General features: G+C 69.9%; 13 protein-coding genes and 1 pseudogene. 9 read left to right on the forward strand and 5 right to left on the reverse strand.

The window, feature by feature from the left end; all coding sequences use genetic code 11:
* A partial coding sequence (locus C8D93_RS15950) for an IS5 family transposase (RefSeq protein ID WP_110266228.1) occupies positions 1-719 on the forward strand: 719 nt, incomplete at its 5' end.
* Positions 720-790: 71 nt separating this feature from the next.
* On the forward strand, positions 791-2,446 hold the full coding sequence (locus C8D93_RS15955) for a L,D-transpeptidase family protein (RefSeq protein WP_146216636.1): 1,656 nt from the start codon (positions 791-793) through the stop codon (positions 2,444-2,446).
* Positions 2,447-2,476: 30 nt separating this feature from the next.
* Here C8D93_RS15955 and C8D93_RS15960 read toward each other — a convergent pair whose 3' ends face one another.
* The 3 genes from C8D93_RS15960 to C8D93_RS15970 form a co-directional block, all read right to left on the reverse strand.
* On the reverse strand, positions 2,477-3,238 hold the full coding sequence (locus C8D93_RS15960; RefSeq protein ID WP_110266230.1) for an SDR family NAD(P)-dependent oxidoreductase: 762 nt from the start codon (positions 3,236-3,238) through the stop codon (positions 2,477-2,479).
* A gap of 63 nt (positions 3,239-3,301) precedes the next feature.
* Positions 3,302-4,015, reverse strand: coding sequence for a sterol desaturase family protein (locus C8D93_RS15965; RefSeq protein ID WP_110266231.1), 714 nt, complete (start codon positions 4,013-4,015; stop codon positions 3,302-3,304).
* Positions 4,012-4,758, reverse strand: coding sequence for a FadR/GntR family transcriptional regulator (locus C8D93_RS15970; protein ID WP_110266232.1), 747 nt, complete (start codon positions 4,756-4,758; stop codon positions 4,012-4,014). Before C8D93_RS15970 ends, C8D93_RS15965 begins: the two co-directional genes overlap by 4 nt.
* Positions 4,759-4,935: 177 nt before the next feature.
* On the opposite strand from C8D93_RS15970, the gene C8D93_RS15975 reads away from it, so the two are divergent.
* Positions 4,936-5,721 carry a bestrophin-like domain gene (locus C8D93_RS15975; RefSeq protein WP_146216637.1) on the forward strand — a complete coding sequence of 262 codons (786 nt, stop codon included), beginning with the start codon at positions 4,936-4,938 and terminating at the stop codon, positions 5,719-5,721.
* On the opposite strand, the gene argH is transcribed toward C8D93_RS15975, so the two are convergent.
* Positions 5,718-7,127: an argininosuccinate lyase gene (gene argH, locus C8D93_RS15980; protein ID WP_110266234.1), complete on the reverse strand. Its 1,410-nt coding sequence runs from the start codon at positions 7,125-7,127 to the stop codon at positions 5,718-5,720. The genes C8D93_RS15975 and argH overlap by 4 nt on opposite strands.
* A 148-nt stretch (positions 7,128-7,275) precedes the next feature.
* On the opposite strand from argH, the gene C8D93_RS15985 reads away from it, so the two are divergent.
* From C8D93_RS15985 to C8D93_RS16005, 5 genes and pseudogenes are all read left to right on the forward strand, one after another.
* The gene (locus C8D93_RS15985) at positions 7,276-8,400 is read left to right on the forward strand and encodes a sensor histidine kinase (protein WP_110266235.1); all 1,125 of its coding nucleotides are present in this window, start codon (positions 7,276-7,278) and stop codon (positions 8,398-8,400) included.
* A gap of 2 nt (positions 8,401-8,402) precedes the next feature.
* Positions 8,403-9,074, forward strand: a pseudogene (locus C8D93_RS15990) (LytR/AlgR family response regulator transcription factor); the annotation flags it as partial.
* A gap of 142 nt (positions 9,075-9,216) precedes the next feature.
* Positions 9,217-10,140, forward strand: a complete 924-nt coding sequence (hemC, locus tag C8D93_RS15995) for a hydroxymethylbilane synthase (protein ID WP_110266236.1) — start codon at positions 9,217-9,219, stop codon at positions 10,138-10,140.
* A gap of 2 nt (positions 10,141-10,142) precedes the next feature.
* A complete protein-coding gene (locus C8D93_RS16000) occupies positions 10,143-12,041 on the forward strand; it encodes a uroporphyrinogen-III C-methyltransferase (RefSeq protein ID WP_110266237.1) in 1,899 nt (632 codons plus the stop codon).
* The gene (locus tag C8D93_RS16005; RefSeq protein WP_110266238.1) at positions 12,038-13,222 is read left to right on the forward strand and encodes a heme biosynthesis HemY N-terminal domain-containing protein; all 1,185 of its coding nucleotides are present in this window, start codon (positions 12,038-12,040) and stop codon (positions 13,220-13,222) included. The genes C8D93_RS16000 and C8D93_RS16005 overlap by 4 nt, the downstream gene beginning before the upstream one ends.
* 62 nt (positions 13,223-13,284) lie before the next feature.
* Here C8D93_RS16005 and C8D93_RS16010 read toward each other — a convergent pair whose 3' ends face one another.
* The gene (locus tag C8D93_RS16010) at positions 13,285-14,304 is read right to left on the reverse strand and encodes a 2Fe-2S iron-sulfur cluster-binding protein (RefSeq protein WP_110266239.1); all 1,020 of its coding nucleotides are present in this window, start codon (positions 14,302-14,304) and stop codon (positions 13,285-13,287) included.
* A gap of 12 nt (positions 14,305-14,316) precedes the next feature.
* Here C8D93_RS16010 and C8D93_RS16015 point away from each other — a divergent pair, with 12 nt between their 5' ends.
* Positions 14,317-15,183, forward strand: a complete 867-nt coding sequence (locus C8D93_RS16015) for an NAD-dependent epimerase/dehydratase family protein (RefSeq protein WP_110266240.1) — start codon at positions 14,317-14,319, stop codon at positions 15,181-15,183.
* Positions 15,184-15,232: the final 49 nt, after the last annotated feature.

Consider the following 15,232-nt stretch of genomic DNA (forward strand, 5'->3'; position numbering starts at 1 on the left):
CCTGCTGCTACGTCGTGCGCACGGGCTGCGCGTGGCGGATGCTGCCGAGCGAGTTCCCGCACTGGGACAACGTCTACAAGACCTTTCGTCGATGGAGCGCGCAAGGCAAGTTTGAACAGATGCATGATCGTCTGCGCAGCCTGTGGCGCGAGCGCGAGGCCCGCACCGCCGCACCGACGGCAGCGGTGCTGGATGCGCAATCCACACGCAGCTCGCCGCAGGGCGGCGAGCGTGGCTTCGATGCCGGCAAGAAGGTGAAGGGGCGCAAGCGCAATCTTGTGGTCGATACCTTGGGCCTGCTGTTGGCCGTGACCGTCACCGCCGCCAGTGTGCAGGACCGCGACGCCGCGCATGCGGTCGTTGCCACCGCCAAGCAGAAGTATCCTTCGGTGCAGACCCTGTTCGTCGATGGCGGCTACGCTGGCCGCTGTGCACAAACCCTTAACCAGACGCACGCGCTGACCGTCGAGGTGGTCCGCCACCCCGCCAATGGCAACGGCGGATCGTGGCATCACGCTGCTCAGGGCCAGTTGTTCCCTGTCAGGGCCGATGCCAACGGCTTCGTCGTCCTTCCCAAGCGCTGGGTGGTTGAACGCACCCACGGTTGGAACGAGCGCGCGCGCAGACTCATCATGCATCACGATCGCCTGGCGAACGTCTCGGAGGCCTGGATCTGGCTTGCAGAGGCACGGCTCCTCCTGCGTCGTCTGACAACCTGATTGTTTTGTCTACACCCTCTCAGTCCTATGCGGCAAACATCGGTGGCGTGAACACCGTGCCGCTTGCTTCGATGACGTCGAGAAACCTGCTGGCTGCGCTCGCTGCGCTGGCCGCCGTGGCGCTCGGCGCCTGCGCCGAACGCGACGCCGGCCTGCAGGACGTGCGGGCGGCGCTGATCGAACAGCTTCGCCAGCCGCAGGATCAGGATCGCGCCATCGCCGCGTTCTACGCCCGACGTGACCACGAACCCTTCTGGACCCGCGCCAACGACAACGGTGGCGACGCTGCCGCCGGCCCGGCCCAGGCCTTGCTCGAACAGCTGCGCAGCGCCGATGCGCGCGGTCTGCTGCGTGCGCCCTACAAGCCGGAATCGGTGGCGGCGCAACTCGGCCTGCGCATGGACCCGACGCTGCGCGCTCAGACCGAGATCGCCCTGAGCCGCGTCTACCTGCGCTATGCCGGCGACGTGACCCAGGGCCACACCGATCCTGCCGACGTCGACGGCTGGCTGATTCCGCGACGCCCTTTCGATCCCGCGCAGGCGCTGATCCTGCTCGACGAGCACGGCGTGGAGGACGCGATCGAAGCGCTGGAGCCCCGGACCGACGACTACCGTCGGCTGGTCGCGGCACGCCGCGAGCTGGTGCGGCGGATTCAGGAGGGCGGCTGGGAAACGGTGCAGTACGAAGGCGTGATCGAGCCGGGCGAGCAGCATCCGGTGCTGCCGAAGATCCGGCAGCGGCTGCTGGCCGGCGGCGAGCTGGCGCGCGACGAATCTGGTGACGATCCGCAACGCTACGACGAGGCAACGGTCGCGGCGGTCAAGGACTTCCAGCGTCGCCACGGTATCGCCGACGACGGTGTGCTCGGTCCCGAGGTACAGGCGATGCTCAACGTCAGCGCTGAGCAGCGGCTCGAACAGGTGGACTGGAATCTCGAACGCCTGCGCTGGCTGCCCGATCCGCCGCAGAGCCGGCATGTCGCGGTGAATCTCGCCGGCTTCCGGCTGCGCGCCTTCGACGGCGACGAGGTCGTGCTGAGCATGCCGGTGATCGTCGGCAAGGAACGGCACGCGACGCCGGCGTTCGCCGACGAGATCGAGTACCTACAGATCAACCCGTACTGGAACGTGCCCGACTCGATCATCGTCAACGAGATCGCTCCCAAGATCGTCGACGACCCCGACTACCTGCGCGCGAACGACATGGAAGTCGTGCGCGAGCCGGGACCGAATGCCGAGTCGATCGATCCCGCCGGAATCGACTGGGCCGGCTACGCGGGTTCCGGTGACGACTTTCCGTACCTGCTGCGTCAGCGCCCCGGGCCGAAGAACGCACTGGGCCGCATCAAGTTCATGTTCCCGAACCGGCATGCGATCTATCTGCACGACACGCCGGCCGGACACCTGTTCGACGAGGTCCAGCGCACCTTCAGTCATGGCTGCATCCGCGTGCGTGACCCGGTCGAGCTGGCCGACTACCTGCTCGACGGCCAGCCGGACTGGGACGCCGAGCGCGTGCGCGAGGCCGTCGACGGTGGCGAGCGCAGCCGCATCGCGCTCGACGACAAGGTGCCGGTGCGCCTGTACTACCTGACCGCGTGGGTCGACGAGGACGACGAGCGCATCAGCTTCCGCCGTGACATCTACGGTCATGACGAGCGCTTGCGCGCGCGCGTCGATGCCTTGCGCCAGCGCGCCGACGCGGGAACGAAACCGCAGGTCTAGGAGCCCCGGCGGTTCCTGCCGCCCAGGCGCCTAGCGGCCGTCGTCGCCGCGACGGTGGATCGCGAGCGGCGCGAAGGCCTGGTCCACCGGCATCACCGAGAGGGTGTTGACGTTGACATGCGCAGGTCGCGTGGCGACCCAGTGCACGGTGTCGGCGATGTCCTCGGCCGACAGCGGCGTGGTGTTCTCGTAGACCTTCGCGGCGCGGGCGTCGTCGCCGTGGAAGCGCACGTTCGAGAACTCGGTGCCCGCGCACAGGCCCGGCTCGATGTCGGTGACGCGCACGCCGGTACCGAGCAGGTCGGCGCGCAGGTTCAGCGAGAACTGCCGCACGAAGGCCTTGGTCGCGCCGTAGACGTTGCCGCCGGGATACGGCCATTCGCCGGCGATCGAGCCGATGTTGATCACGTGTCCGCGACGACGTTCGGTCATGCCCGGCAGCAGGGCCCTTGTCATGTACAGCAGGCCCTTGATGTTGGTATCGACCATCCGCTCCCAGTCGTCGATACGTGCGGCGTGGGCAGGCTCTAGGCCGAGTGCGAGACCGGCGTTGTTGACGAGCACATCGACGGCCGAAAACCCGGCCGGCAGCTGCGCGGCGGCCTGCTCCACCGCGGCGCGGTCGCGCACGTCGCACTCCAGCGGCAGCACGCGTGGTCCCAGCTCCGCGGCGAGCTGACGCAGGCGTTCGCCGCGTCGCCCGCTGACGATCACCTGCGCGCCGTCCGCGGCGAAGCGCCGCGCAATCGCGGTACCGAAGCCGGCGCTGGCGCCGGTAACGAAGACGATCATGACCTCGGGCCGTGTCGGGTTGCGGCGCGCAGGGTGCGCCAGCGGTGCCGATGGCGCAAGCCGTCAGCGGGTGCCTACCGCATGCGTGGTGCCCGAGCGACCGACGTCCTCGACCTTGGGCGCGGTGCCGAACAGACGGTCGCCCAGGCCCATGGACACGCCCCACCAGTAGTTCTCGTTGCGGAAGTGGTGGTAGCGATGCTCGCGCACGCGGCGCTTGTAGTACGCATGGTCCGGACACCACGGAATGTGCGCGAGAAAGTGCACCCATTCGTAGTGCAGGCCGAGCAGCAGATAGGCGGTGACGCCGCTGAGCACCCATTCCTTCCACGGCCAGAGCGCCCACAGCAGCAGTGCGACCGTCGGCGCGACGAGCAGATGCACGTGGCGCGGAATGAAGACCCAGGCCAGATTCCACGGGTCGGCGTGGTGGCGACGGTGAGTCTTCGGCAGGTAGAAGTCGATCGTGCGGCCGAACAGCCTGCGCGGCCGGAAGTGCAGCATGACCACGTGGATCAGCCACTCGTTGACCGGAAAGTAGGCGAGTACGCCGAGGGCGATAGCGGCGTCGATCCAGCCGAACCCGCCCAGCGCGATGCGCCAGCCGCCGAACAGCAGCACGAACCCCGCAATGATCAGGCTGCTCGGGTGCGACCAGAACACGCGCAACGCGGCACCGGCGTCTCGCGGCAGGCTGTCCGGTGGACGCATCGGGTTGCGCTGCGCCGTCTCGTGGGCCGCGATCATCCGCCCGTCGTCGATCTTCGCCTGCTTCACGGCCGACCTCCCTGCGCCTCGACGGCATCGAGTGCGCGCTCCAGGGCCTGACGGCCGATCTCCACGTGGCGCCGACCGGCGGCGCGGGCCGCTTCCGGGTCGCCGGTGCGCACGGCGCGGGCGATCGCCGTCAGGTTCTCGGCATCGCGGAACTCGGGTTCGAGCACCGTTGCCAGGATGTCCTGAACCTGGGTGTAGGTCTTGGTCATCGAGTTGAACGCGAGCCGGAAGGCGATGTTGCCGCCGCGCTCGACCAGCTTCTTCCAGAACGCCAGCGCCAGCGCCTGCAGGGCCCGGGTGTCCCTGGCCTGCGCGCGCATCTGCGCCAGAACCTCATCGAGTTCATCGGCCAGGCGGGCGCCGCCCTTGCGGGCCGCAGCGGCGGCGATGTCCGGGGCCAGCGCCGACCGCATCGCCATGATCGAGCGTACGACGCCGCCATTGAGTCGGCCGTCGCCATCCACCAGCAGATTCGGCAGCAATTCCAGCCCCCCCTCGTCGAGATAGTCGAGCACCACGCTGTTGCCGCCCTGGCGCACCGCGACCAGCCCCGCCTGCTGCAGGCGCTTGATCGCCTCGCGCACGGCGCCGCGGTTCACGCCGGTGACCTCGGACAGCTCCCGCTCCGCCGGCAGCGGCGCGCCGGCGGCCAGTTCGCCGCGCAGGATCTTGCCCCTGATCTGCCGGTAGACCGAGTCGGACAGCGATTCGCGGCGGGCGACGGAGAAAGCCGATCTTGTCATGTGGTCAACTTATCATACCAGTTGAGCGATGCCAACCGTGCCGGCCCTGCCTCGTGCGTCAGACTTCGGCTATCGTGCGCCTCGTCCGGCCTGGCCGGGCGGCTTCCCCATCCCTTGCCCCCGATGTCCCCGGACCGGCCCTTGCCGCGTGGCTGCCGGGCTGCTGGAGCATCCCGAATGAGAGAGATCATGTACGACCAGAGCAGTGTCGTGATCGTCATGGTGCTGTTGCTGTCGATGATCGCGGTGATCGAACTGGGCTTCCGGATCGGGGCGCGCTGGGCCGCGAGCACGGTCGAGTCGTCGCGCTCGCAGGTCAGCGCGATCCAGGCCTCGCTGCTCGGCGTACTCGGCCTGCTGTTGGCGTTCACGCTGTCGCTGGCGCTGCAGCGCTTCGACGCCCGCAGCCAGGCCGTCGTCGAGGAGGCCAATGCCATCGGCACGGCGTGGTTGCGCACCGATCTGTTGCCGGCGGCGCAGCGCGAGCAGGCGCGCGAGCAGATGCGCCACTACATCGACCTGCGCGTGCAGGCGGGAGCGCGGGCCACCACCGACGTGGATGCGCGCGCCGGCCTGCTGGCGGCGTCGGCGCATGCGCAAACCGCGATGTGGCGTACCGCCACCGAGGCGGCGGCGGCCGATCCGGGGCCGGTGACCTCGGGACTGTTCATCCAGGCGCTGAACGAGGTCTTCGATGCCTACGGACGGCGCGCGGCGGCACTCGAACGTCACGTGCCGGAGATCGTGCTGTTCCTGCTCTACGGCACCTTCCTGCTGACCGGCAGCATCGTCGGCTTCACGTCCGGCCTGTCGGGCCAGCGTGCGTCCTTCGTGACCTACGTGATGGTCGTGCTGATCGTGCTGCTGGTCTTCATCATCATCGACCTCGACCGGCCGCGGCGCGGCTTGATCGAGGTCAACCAGGCCAGCCTCGTCGAGCTGCAGGCGCTGACCGCGCCCTAGCGGTTCTGCCGCGCCCGCGCGATCGCTGCCCGCACCTGTGCGGGCGCGGTCGCGCCGACATGGTTGCGGGCATTGAGCGAGCCTTCGAGCGTGATGCGTGCGTAGACATCCTGCCCGATCAGCGGCGAGAAGCCCTTGAGCTCGTCGAGCGACAGCTCCGACAGGTCACAGCCCTTCTTGGCTGCGAAGCCGACGGCGCTGCCGACGGCGTGGTGGGCGTCGCGGAACGGCAGGCCCTTGCCGACGAGGTAGTCGGCGAGGTCCGTGGCGGTCGAGAAGCCCTTGGCGGCGGCGGCGCGACAGTTGTCGCGGCGCACCGTGATCGCCGGAATCATCTCGGCGTAGACCTGCAGGCACAGCGACACGGTGTCGACGGTGTCGAACAGCGGCGGCTTGTCTTCCTGGTTGTCGCGGTTGTAGGCCAGCGGCTGGCCCTTCATCAGCACCAGCAGGGCATTGAGGTTGCCGACCACGCGGCCGGTCTTGCCGCGCACCAGCTCGGGCACGTCCGGGTTCTTCTTCTGCGGCATGATCGAGCTGCCGGTGCAGAAGCGGTCGGGCAGGTCGACGAAGGCGAACATCGGCGTCGCCCAGAGGATCAGTTCCTCGCTCCAGCGCGACAGGTGCACGAGGGTCAGGCTCGCCGCGAAGCAGAATTCGATCGCGAAGTCGCGGTCCGACACCGTGTCCAGCGAGTTCGCGGTCACGCCGTCGAAGCCGAGCTGCTCGGCAACGAAGGCGCGGTCGATCGGGTAGACCGTGCCGGCCAGTGCGGCCGCGCCCAGCGGCAGCAGGTTCATCCGCTGGCGGCAGTCCAGCAGCCGCGCCCGGTCGCGCAGGATCTGCTCGCGCCAGGCCAGCATGTGGTGGCCGAAGCTGACCGGCTGCGCGATCTGCAGGTGGGTGAAGCCGGGCATCACCGTGTCCGCCTCGCGCTCGGCGAGGTCGAGCAGGCCGCCAGCGACACGGTCGATCAGCGGGACCAGCTCGTCGATGACGTCGCGCACGTACAGGCGCAGGTCGGTGGCGACCTGGTCGTTGCGCGAGCGGCCGGTGTGCAGGCGCTTACCGGCGTTGCCGATGCGGGCGGTCAGCGCGGCCTCGATGTTCATGTGCACGTCTTCGAGCTCGGTCTTCCACTCGAAGCGGCCGGCCTCGATGTCGGCGAGGATGCCGTCGAGCCCGGAGACGATGGCGTCCACGTCCGCCGACGACAGCACGCCCACCTTGCCGAGCATGCGCGCATGCGCCTGGCTGCCGCGGATGTCCTGCCGGTACAGGCGCGCATCGAAGCTCACCGATTCGGAGAAGCGCTCGACCAGCGCCGAGGTCGTTTCGGCGAAGCGGCCGCCCCACAGCTTCTGGCTGGGCTTCTGGCTGGGTTTCTGATCGGAGTTGCTGGACATGGCAGTGCAAACGGGAGCCGGGCGCGAATTATAGGCGTCGGACGCCAGGGGCCTGATAGCAGGCCCCGGCCGGACGACGGGCGCGCTTGCCGGCGCGGCGCACCCCTGCGAACCTTGCTGCGGGCCAATACCTGCCGACCATCGCCGCGTGCAACGCATCCGACCCTCGACCGCGCAGGCACTGGACCTGTTTCCCGACTTCTGCTCGCTGCGCAGCGTGCTGACGCTGGCGTTCACGATGGAGCTGGTGGCGATCGTGCTGACGCTGGGCAGCGGCGCAACCGGACGCGCCGGCGTCGAGAAGCTGCTGCTGATCTCGCTGTACCTGCAGTGGATCAGCCTGTGCTCGGCCGCGGCGATGTGCTGGGCGCGGCGCTGGATCGGCGTGGCGCGTGCCGGCGTCGTGTTCTTCTTCTGCTGGGGCATGCTCGTGGTGATCGTGATGCTGATCGCCGATCTGGCCCACCGCATCACGCATGCGCTGGCCTGGGCGTTCATCGCGCCGTCGCAGTCGCGGCTCGAGTTCGTGCTGCGGCACACCGGCATTGCAGCGATTGTCGCGATGCTGTTGCTGCGCTACTTCTGGGTGCGCAACCAGTGGACGATGCAGGTGCAGGCGGAGGGCGAAGCGCGCTACCAGGCGCTCAACGCACGCATCCGTCCGCACTTCCTGTTCAATGCGCTCAACAGCCTCGCCGCGCTGATCCAGGTGCGCCCGAACGAGGCCGAGATGATGGTCGAGGATCTGTCCGACCTGTTTCGCGCTAGCCTGGAGAAGCGCGGGCAGGTCGCGCCGCTGGTCGAGGAGATCGGCCTGTGCCACGCCTATCTGCGCATCGAGAAACTGCGCCTGGGCGACAAGCTCAAGGTGGAATGGGACGTGCCCGAGGAACTGCTGAGCTGGAAGGTTCCCAAGCTGGTCGTGCAGCCGCTGATCGAGAACGCCGTGCATCACGGCGTGTCGCGGCTGGCCGGCGGCGGGGCGATCCGCATCGCGGCGCGCGAGATCTTCGGCCGCATGATCATCGAGGTGACCAACCCGATGGCCGGCGGCGACGGTCAGCCGAGCAGCGGTAACCGCATCGCCATCGACAATATTGCTCAGCGCCTGAACCTGATTTACGGTGAGGGGGCGCGCCTCGAGATGGGGCGCGATCTGCGGCTCGAAGGCGGCGTGTTCCGTGCGCGGCTGGTGCTGCCGGCGCAACCGCGCCGGGAATCGCCGGACGGGCGTGATGCGGCCAGGCGGGCGGACGATACAAGAGGGGAATGAAGATGCGCGTCGTGATCGTGGACGATGAACCGCTGGCGCGTGAACGCCTGCGCCGCCTGCTGCAGGAGTTTCCGGGCTACGAGGTCGTCGGCGAGGCCGGCGACGGCGAGACCGCGCTCGACGTGATCGATGACGAGGAGCCCGATCTGGTGCTGCTCGACATCCGCATGGGCGGGATCGACGGTCTGCAGGTCGGTCGCCAGCTCGCCGAGATGGACGTGCCGCCGGCGGTGATCTTCACCACGGCCTATTCCGAACACGCGCTGTCGGCCTTCGACGCCAGCGCTCAGGGTTACCTGCTCAAGCCGATCCGGCTCGAGAAGCTGCGCGATGCCCTGCAGCGCGTACGCAAGCCAACCCGGGCGCAGAAGCCGCAGGGTGCGGCCCCCGGCGACGGCGGCAAGCCCAAGCGTGAGTTCGTGCTGGCGACGACACGCGACGGTCTGGTGCGGGTGCCGGTCGACGAGATCCTGTACTTCCTCGCCGACCAGAAATACACCACGGTCTACCACCTGCACGGTGAGGTGCTGATCGAAGAGTCCCTGAAGACGCTGGAAGCAGACTTCGAGCCGCTGTTCCTGCGCGTTCACCGCAAGGCGCTGGTCAACACGCGCTGCATCGCCGGGCTCGAGCGCGACCGCCAGGGCGATCCGCATCACTGGCTCAAGCTCAAGCACGTCAACGATCCGCTGCCGGTGTCGCGGCGGCGGCTGGCCGAGGTGCGGAGATTCCTCACCGACACTGAGCGCGGCGCAGGGCCCGGACCGGAGACTCGTGGGACAATGCGGGCTCCGGACACTGGGCACGCTTTCTCGCATGACACTTCGCATCGCCACCCGCGAATCGCCGCTTGCGCTCTGGCAGGCCGAACACGTGCGCGTGCGCCTGCAGGCGGCGCATCCGCAGCTCGCGGTCGAGCTGGTGCCGATGACCACGCAGGGCGATCGCCTGCTGGGCACCTCGCTGGCGGCCATCGGCGGCAAGGGCCTGTTCGTCAAGGAGCTCGAACAGGCGATGCTCGAGGGGCGCGCCGACATCGCCGTGCATTCGATGAAGGACGTTCCGGTGGAACAGCCGGACGGACTGGTGCTGACGGCCTGCCTGCAGGGCGAGGATCCGCGCGACGCCTTCGTCTCCAATGCCCATGCCTCGCTCGACGCCCTGCCGCAGGGGGCGCACGTCGGCACCTCCAGCCTGCGCCGCCAGACCCAGCTGAGGCGGCTGCGTCCGGACCTTCGCGTCTCCGAGCTGCGCGGCAATGTCGGCACACGCCTGCGCAAGCTCGACGAGGGGCAGTACGACGCGATCCTGCTCGCCGCCGCCGGACTGATCCGGCTGGGCCTGGCCGACCGGATCCGCGAGCGCTTCGACGTCGAGCGCTTCGTGCCGGCGATCGGCCAGGGCATCGTCGGCATCGAGTGCCGTGAAGGTGATGCGCGCACGCGCGCGCTGCTGACTCCGCTGCACGACCTCGACTCCGAGCATCGGCTCGCCGCCGAGCGGGCGATGAACGCGCGGCTGGGTGGCGCCTGCCAGGTGCCCGTCGCCGGCCACGCGGTGTTTCTCGGCGAGCGCTTGCGGTTGACCGGCCTGGTCGGTGCGCCGGACGGCTCGACGCTGGTGCGCCGCGCGATCGAAGGACCGCGTGCCGAGGCGGCCACGCTCGGCGAACGCCTCGCGCAGGAGTTGCTGGACGCCGGCGCGCGCACGATTCTCGCGCCGCTCGGCATCCACGTCTGACCGTGGACGACCGCAGCCTCGACGGATTGCGCGTGCTGGTCGCCCGGCCGGCCGAGCAGGCCGAGCCGCTCTGTCGCCTGCTCGAACGCCACGGGGCAACGGTCGTGCAGTTGCCGATGCAGGCGATCGAGCCGATCCGCCAGTCGGCCGCCGCCGCCGCCCAGCTCCAGCAGCAGCGCGACGCCCTGGCGTGGATCTTCACCAGCGTCAACGCGGTGCGCTACGCACGCGCGCTCGATGCCGGCGTCTGGCCGCCCTGTATCGCCATCGGTCCTGCGACGGCGAGCGCCCTGACACAGGCCGGCATCGAGGACGTGAGCGTCCCAGACGGACAACACGACAGCGAGGCGGTGCTGGCGCTCGAACGCCTGCTCGACGTGCAGGGCCGTCGCATCGTCGTCGTCACCGGCGAGGGCGGTCGCAATGCCCTTGAGCAGGAGCTGACGGCGCGTGGCGCGCAGGTCAGCCGCGTCGAGGTCTACCGCCGGGTGGCGCTGCCGCACACCGCCGAGGCGCTGGCCGGCGCCGTGTCGTCGGTCGATGCTGCGGTGTTCACCAACGGCGAATCACTGCGCCTGATGTTCACGCGCATTGCCGACGAGGCGCGCCTGCGTCTGCTCGATCTTCAACTGGTTGTGCCGAGTCGGCGTGTGGTAGAACAGGCGCTCGAACTCGGCTTCAGAACCGCGCCCCTGGTTCCCGAGCAGACGGGCGATACCGGCTGCCTGCGCGTTCTCGAACATTGGTGGCAGAACCGGGACAGACCCCCGCTCATGACGGATCAAGAAGACAAGGCAGACGCGACATCCCCCGCGGGCGACGACGCCCGGGAGCAGGGACCGGCGCCGCAGACCGCTGCGCCGGCAGCGGCACCGGACACCGCCAAGGCCCCGGTCTCGCGCCGTGGCTCCGGCCTGGGCTGGGCCGTGCTGCTGCTCATCGTGCTCGTGGCGGTGGTCGCCGCGGCGGGCTGGGAAGGCTACCGGCGGCTGGAGGGGATGGTTGCCGAGCGCGATACCCAGATCGAGCGCCTGCGCGCGAGCATGGAAGGCGCTGCGGCGCAGGTCGAGCGGCTGCAGACGCGCAGCGCCGATCAGGCGGTGGCGGTGCAGCGCAATGCCACGCAGATCGCCCGCTTCGCCGACCGTCTCGACGCGCAGGACCAGGCCATCGGTGTGCTGCGCGAGGAGCTCGGCGGCGGGCGCAGCCGCGTGCAGCTCGCGGTGATCGAACAACTGCTGATGCAGGCCAACGACCGTCTGCAGGTCGGGCGCGAAGTCTCCGCCGCCCTCGTCGCGCTGGAGGCCGCCGACGCCCGTCTGGCGGTTCTCGCCGATCCGCGGCTGTTCGGTGTGCGCGAGGCGATCGCACGCGAGCGAGCCGCGCTGCAGGCCGTGCCGCGTGCCGATGCGCCCGGTGCCGCGCTGACGCTGGCCAGCGTGATCGAACGGGCGCCGCAGTTCGCCCTCAAGGCCCAGGTGCCGGACAGCTTCCGGCCGGAGGCTGCCGCAGCGGACGCCGAAGCGGCGGGCTCGCGCTGGCAGCGGGCCTGGATGGCGGTGAAGCGTGCCGTGTCCAGTGCGTTCACGATCCGTCGCGAGGGCGGGCCGCCGCCGCAGCTGCTCAGCGTCGAACAGGATGCGCTGATCCGCCAGGTGCTCGCACTCAAGCTCGAGGGCGCCCGCGCCGCGCTCCTGCGCCGCGACGTGGCCACCTTCCGCGAGCTGTGCCGGTCCGCGTCGGCGTGGCTCGACGACTACTTCAGCGCCAACGATCCCGCCATCGCCGCGGTGCAGGCGGAGCTCGCGCGGCTGCAGGAGCTGCAGCTCGACCCGCCGCTGCCCGACATCAGTGGCAGCCTCGTGCTGCTGCGGGCTCACCTTGAGCCGGCTGCTCAATGATCCGCACGCTGCTGATTGCGGTCGTGGCGCTCGCGCTGGGTGCGGCGGCGGCGTGGTATCTGCGCGACGAGACCGGCTACGTGCTGGTGGGCTTCCGTGGCTGGGTCCTCGAGACCTCGCTGCTGGGCCTGTTGCTCGGTCTTGCCGTGCTGGTCTTCGCAACGTGGCTGCTGCTGCGCCTGCTCGTCGGCAGCGTGCGCCTGCCGCAATCGCTGCGCACGATGATCGACCGCCGTCGGCGCGAACGCGCACAGCGGTCGTTCGAAACCGGCCTGCTGCACCTGCTCGAAGGCGACTGGCGCCGTGCCGAGGTCGAACTCGTGCGCCGCGCGGCCGATCACCACGCCGCCCAACTCAACTACCTGGGCGCGGCACGTGCCGCGCAGCGGCTCGGCGCGGGCGAGCGCCGCGATCACTACCTGCGACTGGCGACCGGGCTGGCGCCGGACATCGAACGCGCCGCCCTGCTGACCCAGGCCGAGCTGCAGATCGAGCGCGGCGAGTTCGTTGCCGCACGCGAAACCGCCGAGCGCCTGCGGCAGATGGATATCCGCCAGCCCTACGCCGTCGAACTGCTGGCCGAGGCGCTGCACGGACTCGGCGAATGGGAGGCCCTGCACCTGCTGCTGCAGGACGCGGCCGCCACGGCGAACCTCAACCCGTCGAAGCGTCGCGCGATGCTTGAGCGGGCGCTCGGCGAGCGCCTGCGGCTCGCCGAAGGCGAGGCGCGCCTCGAGCGGGTCAAGGCGCTGTGGGCGCAGACGCCCACCGACGCGCGACAGTGGCCGGTCGTGCGCCTGCAATACGCACGCAGTCTCGCGCGGCTCAACGCGCAGGCCGAGGCGATGGCGCTGGCGAGCGACACGCTCGCGCGCGAGTGGGATGCCGGCCTCGCCGAACTCTATGGCCAGCTCGAACCGGCGGACGCGCTCGGCCAGCTCGCGGCGATCGAGCAGTGGCTGACGCGCTACGGCGAGCGGCCGGAACTGCTGATCGCCGCCGGACGTGCCTGCCTGCGCAACCGCCTGTGGGGCAAGGCGCGCAGCTACCTCGATGCCGTGGTCAAGCTGGCGCCCTCGGCCGCCGCCTACCTCGCGCTGGCGCGCGTCTGCGAACAGACGCAGCAGCCCGAAGAGGCGCAGCGGTTCTACCGTCAGGGACTGGAGCTGGCAGCGCAGTAGCCCGTTTTCGGCGCGATCGGTCGTCGCAGCGCGCCACGCCAGCCATTGCGGATGGGCCTTCCCTAGCCGACCGCCGGCCAGGTCTCGTGGGCGTAGTCGAAGCTGTCGTAGAACAGATGGTCGGCGTCGAGCCCGGCCGCTGCGAACGCCTGCTTGCCGGCACGGACCATGACCGGCGGACCCGACAGGTAGGCTTCGACGTCGTGCAGGTCCGGCTGGTCGTGCAGCGCGGCTTCGTGCACCAGGCCGCGGGCGCCGTCCCAGCCGTCGTCGGCGTCCGAGAGCACCGGGACGTAGCGCAGCCAGTCGTGCTCCCGGGCCCAGCGCAGCAAGCGCTCGTGGATGTAGAGATCGCGCTGGGCGCGCACCCCCCAGTACAGCCGTACCGGACGCGTGTGGGTGCCCGCGGTCAGCGCTTCGAGCATGGCGTGGATCGGCGCGATGCCGGTACCGCCGGCCACCATCACCACCGGCCTCGTCGACTCGTCGCGCAGGTAGAACGCGCCGAGCGGTCCTTCGAAGCGAAGGATCGCGCGCTCGGGCATCTCGTGTGCCGCCCAGTGCGCGAAACGGCCTCCCGGCGCGACCCGCACATGCAGCTCGAGCATGCCGCGGCCCGGCGCGTTGGCAATCGAAAAGCTGCGGCGGCGGCCATCGTCGAGCAGCAGGTCGATGTACTGGCCGGGCAGCCAGGTGAAGTCGCTGTTCTTCGGCAGCTTCAGACTCAGGCCGAGGACATCGTGCGCCAGCCAGGTCTTGGACTGCACGCGGCAGGGCAGCTGCCGTGGCCGCAGCGATTCGATCTGCGGCGGCTGGTGCAGGTCGATCACCAGGTCCGACCGCGCCTGCGCGAGGCACATGAGGATGTACCCGGCCTCGATCTCCGCCGCCGACAGCGCAGGCGGCTCGAAGGCATAGGCGACCTCGCCTTCCAGCTTGCGCACGCGACAGGACGCACAGCTTCCGGACTGGCAGCCGAACGGCAGGGCCAGGTGGTTGCGCAGCCCGGCCTGCAGCACGGTTTCGCCGTCGGCGACGTCGAAGGCCGTCGTGCGCCCGGCCAGACGCACCTGATGTGTCATGCTCGCGGCACCATGAATGAACTCCTGAGTCCGCCGCGCGCGCTGATCGCCGGCTGCGGCGACATCGGTCTGCGCGTGGCGCGACGCTTGCGCGAAGCGGGCGGCGAGGTTACGGCAATCCTGCGCGACCCGCAAAAGCGGGGGGCCCTCGAGGAGTTGGGTGCACAGGTGCGGATCGAGGACCTCGACCACCCGCAGGACGCCGGCGACTGGCCGTGGCTGTTCTGGTTCGCGCCGCCGCCGGGCGACGGCGAGACCGACACGCGGCTGCGCGGCTGGCTGTCGGCTCAGCGCGGAAGCATCGGCCGCGTGGTCTACGTGTCGACCTCCGGGGTCTACGGCGACTGCGACGGCCGCTGGATCGACGAGCGCGAACCGCTCAAGCCGCAGAGTGCCCGTGCGCGGCGGCGCGCCGATGCCGAGGCCGCCCTCACGCAATGGGCGGCGACCGCGGGGGCGGCAACGGTCGTCCTGCGCGTGCCCGGCATCTACGGGCCGGGGCGCTGGCCGCTGCAGCGCCTGCGCAGCGGCACGCCGGTGTTGCGCGCCGAAGAGTCGCCGTACTCCAATCGCGTGCACGCCGAGGATCTGGCAAGCGCGGCAGTGCTCGCCGCGGTCCGTGGCGTCGGCGGCCATGCCTACAACATCGCCGACGGCTCGCCGACGACGATGGCCGACTACTTCACGCGCTGCGCCCGTCATTTCGGCCTGCCCGAGCCCGAAGCCGTCGGCCTTGAGGAAGCGCGCCGCCGGTTCACGCCGGCGATGTGGTCGTTCATGGAGGAATCCAAGCGGTTGCGCATCGACCGCGCGCGCGAGGAACTGGGCTTCGTCCCCCGCTATGCGGACCTCGCCGCCGGACTGGCCGCCGGCGACTGAGCGACATCCCGTCGGGCGGGCATACAATCCCGTCAGTTCATGACAGGGA

The organism is Sinimarinibacterium flocculans (assembly GCF_003201205.1).
Lineage (GTDB): Bacteria > Pseudomonadota > Gammaproteobacteria > Nevskiales > Nevskiaceae > Solimonas > Solimonas flocculans.

Bases quoted from the DNA above. Each gene is read 5' to 3' on its own strand.
- C8D93_RS15955 (WP_146216636.1), top strand. From the start codon at position 791: ATGACGTCGAGAAACCTGCTGGCTGCGCTCGCTGCGCTGGCCGCCGTG.
- C8D93_RS15960 (WP_110266230.1), bottom strand. From the start codon at position 3,238: ATGATCGTCTTCGTTACCGGCGCCAGCGCCGGCTTCGGTACCGCGATT.
- C8D93_RS15970 (WP_110266232.1), bottom strand. From the start codon at position 4,758: ATGACAAGATCGGCTTTCTCCGTCGCCCGCCGCGAATCGCTGTCCGAC.
- C8D93_RS15975 (WP_146216637.1), top strand. From the start codon at position 4,936: ATGAGAGAGATCATGTACGACCAGAGCAGTGTCGTGATCGTCATGGTG.
- argH (WP_110266234.1), bottom strand. From the start codon at position 7,127: ATGTCCAGCAACTCCGATCAGAAACCCAGCCAGAAGCCCAGCCAGAAG.
- hemC (WP_110266236.1), top strand. From the start codon at position 9,217: ATGACACTTCGCATCGCCACCCGCGAATCGCCGCTTGCGCTCTGGCAG.
- C8D93_RS16005 (WP_110266238.1), top strand. From the start codon at position 12,038: ATGATCCGCACGCTGCTGATTGCGGTCGTGGCGCTCGCGCTGGGTGCG.
- C8D93_RS16010 (WP_110266239.1), bottom strand. From the start codon at position 14,304: ATGACACATCAGGTGCGTCTGGCCGGGCGCACGACGGCCTTCGACGTC.
- C8D93_RS16015 (WP_110266240.1), top strand. From the start codon at position 14,317: ATGAATGAACTCCTGAGTCCGCCGCGCGCGCTGATCGCCGGCTGCGGC.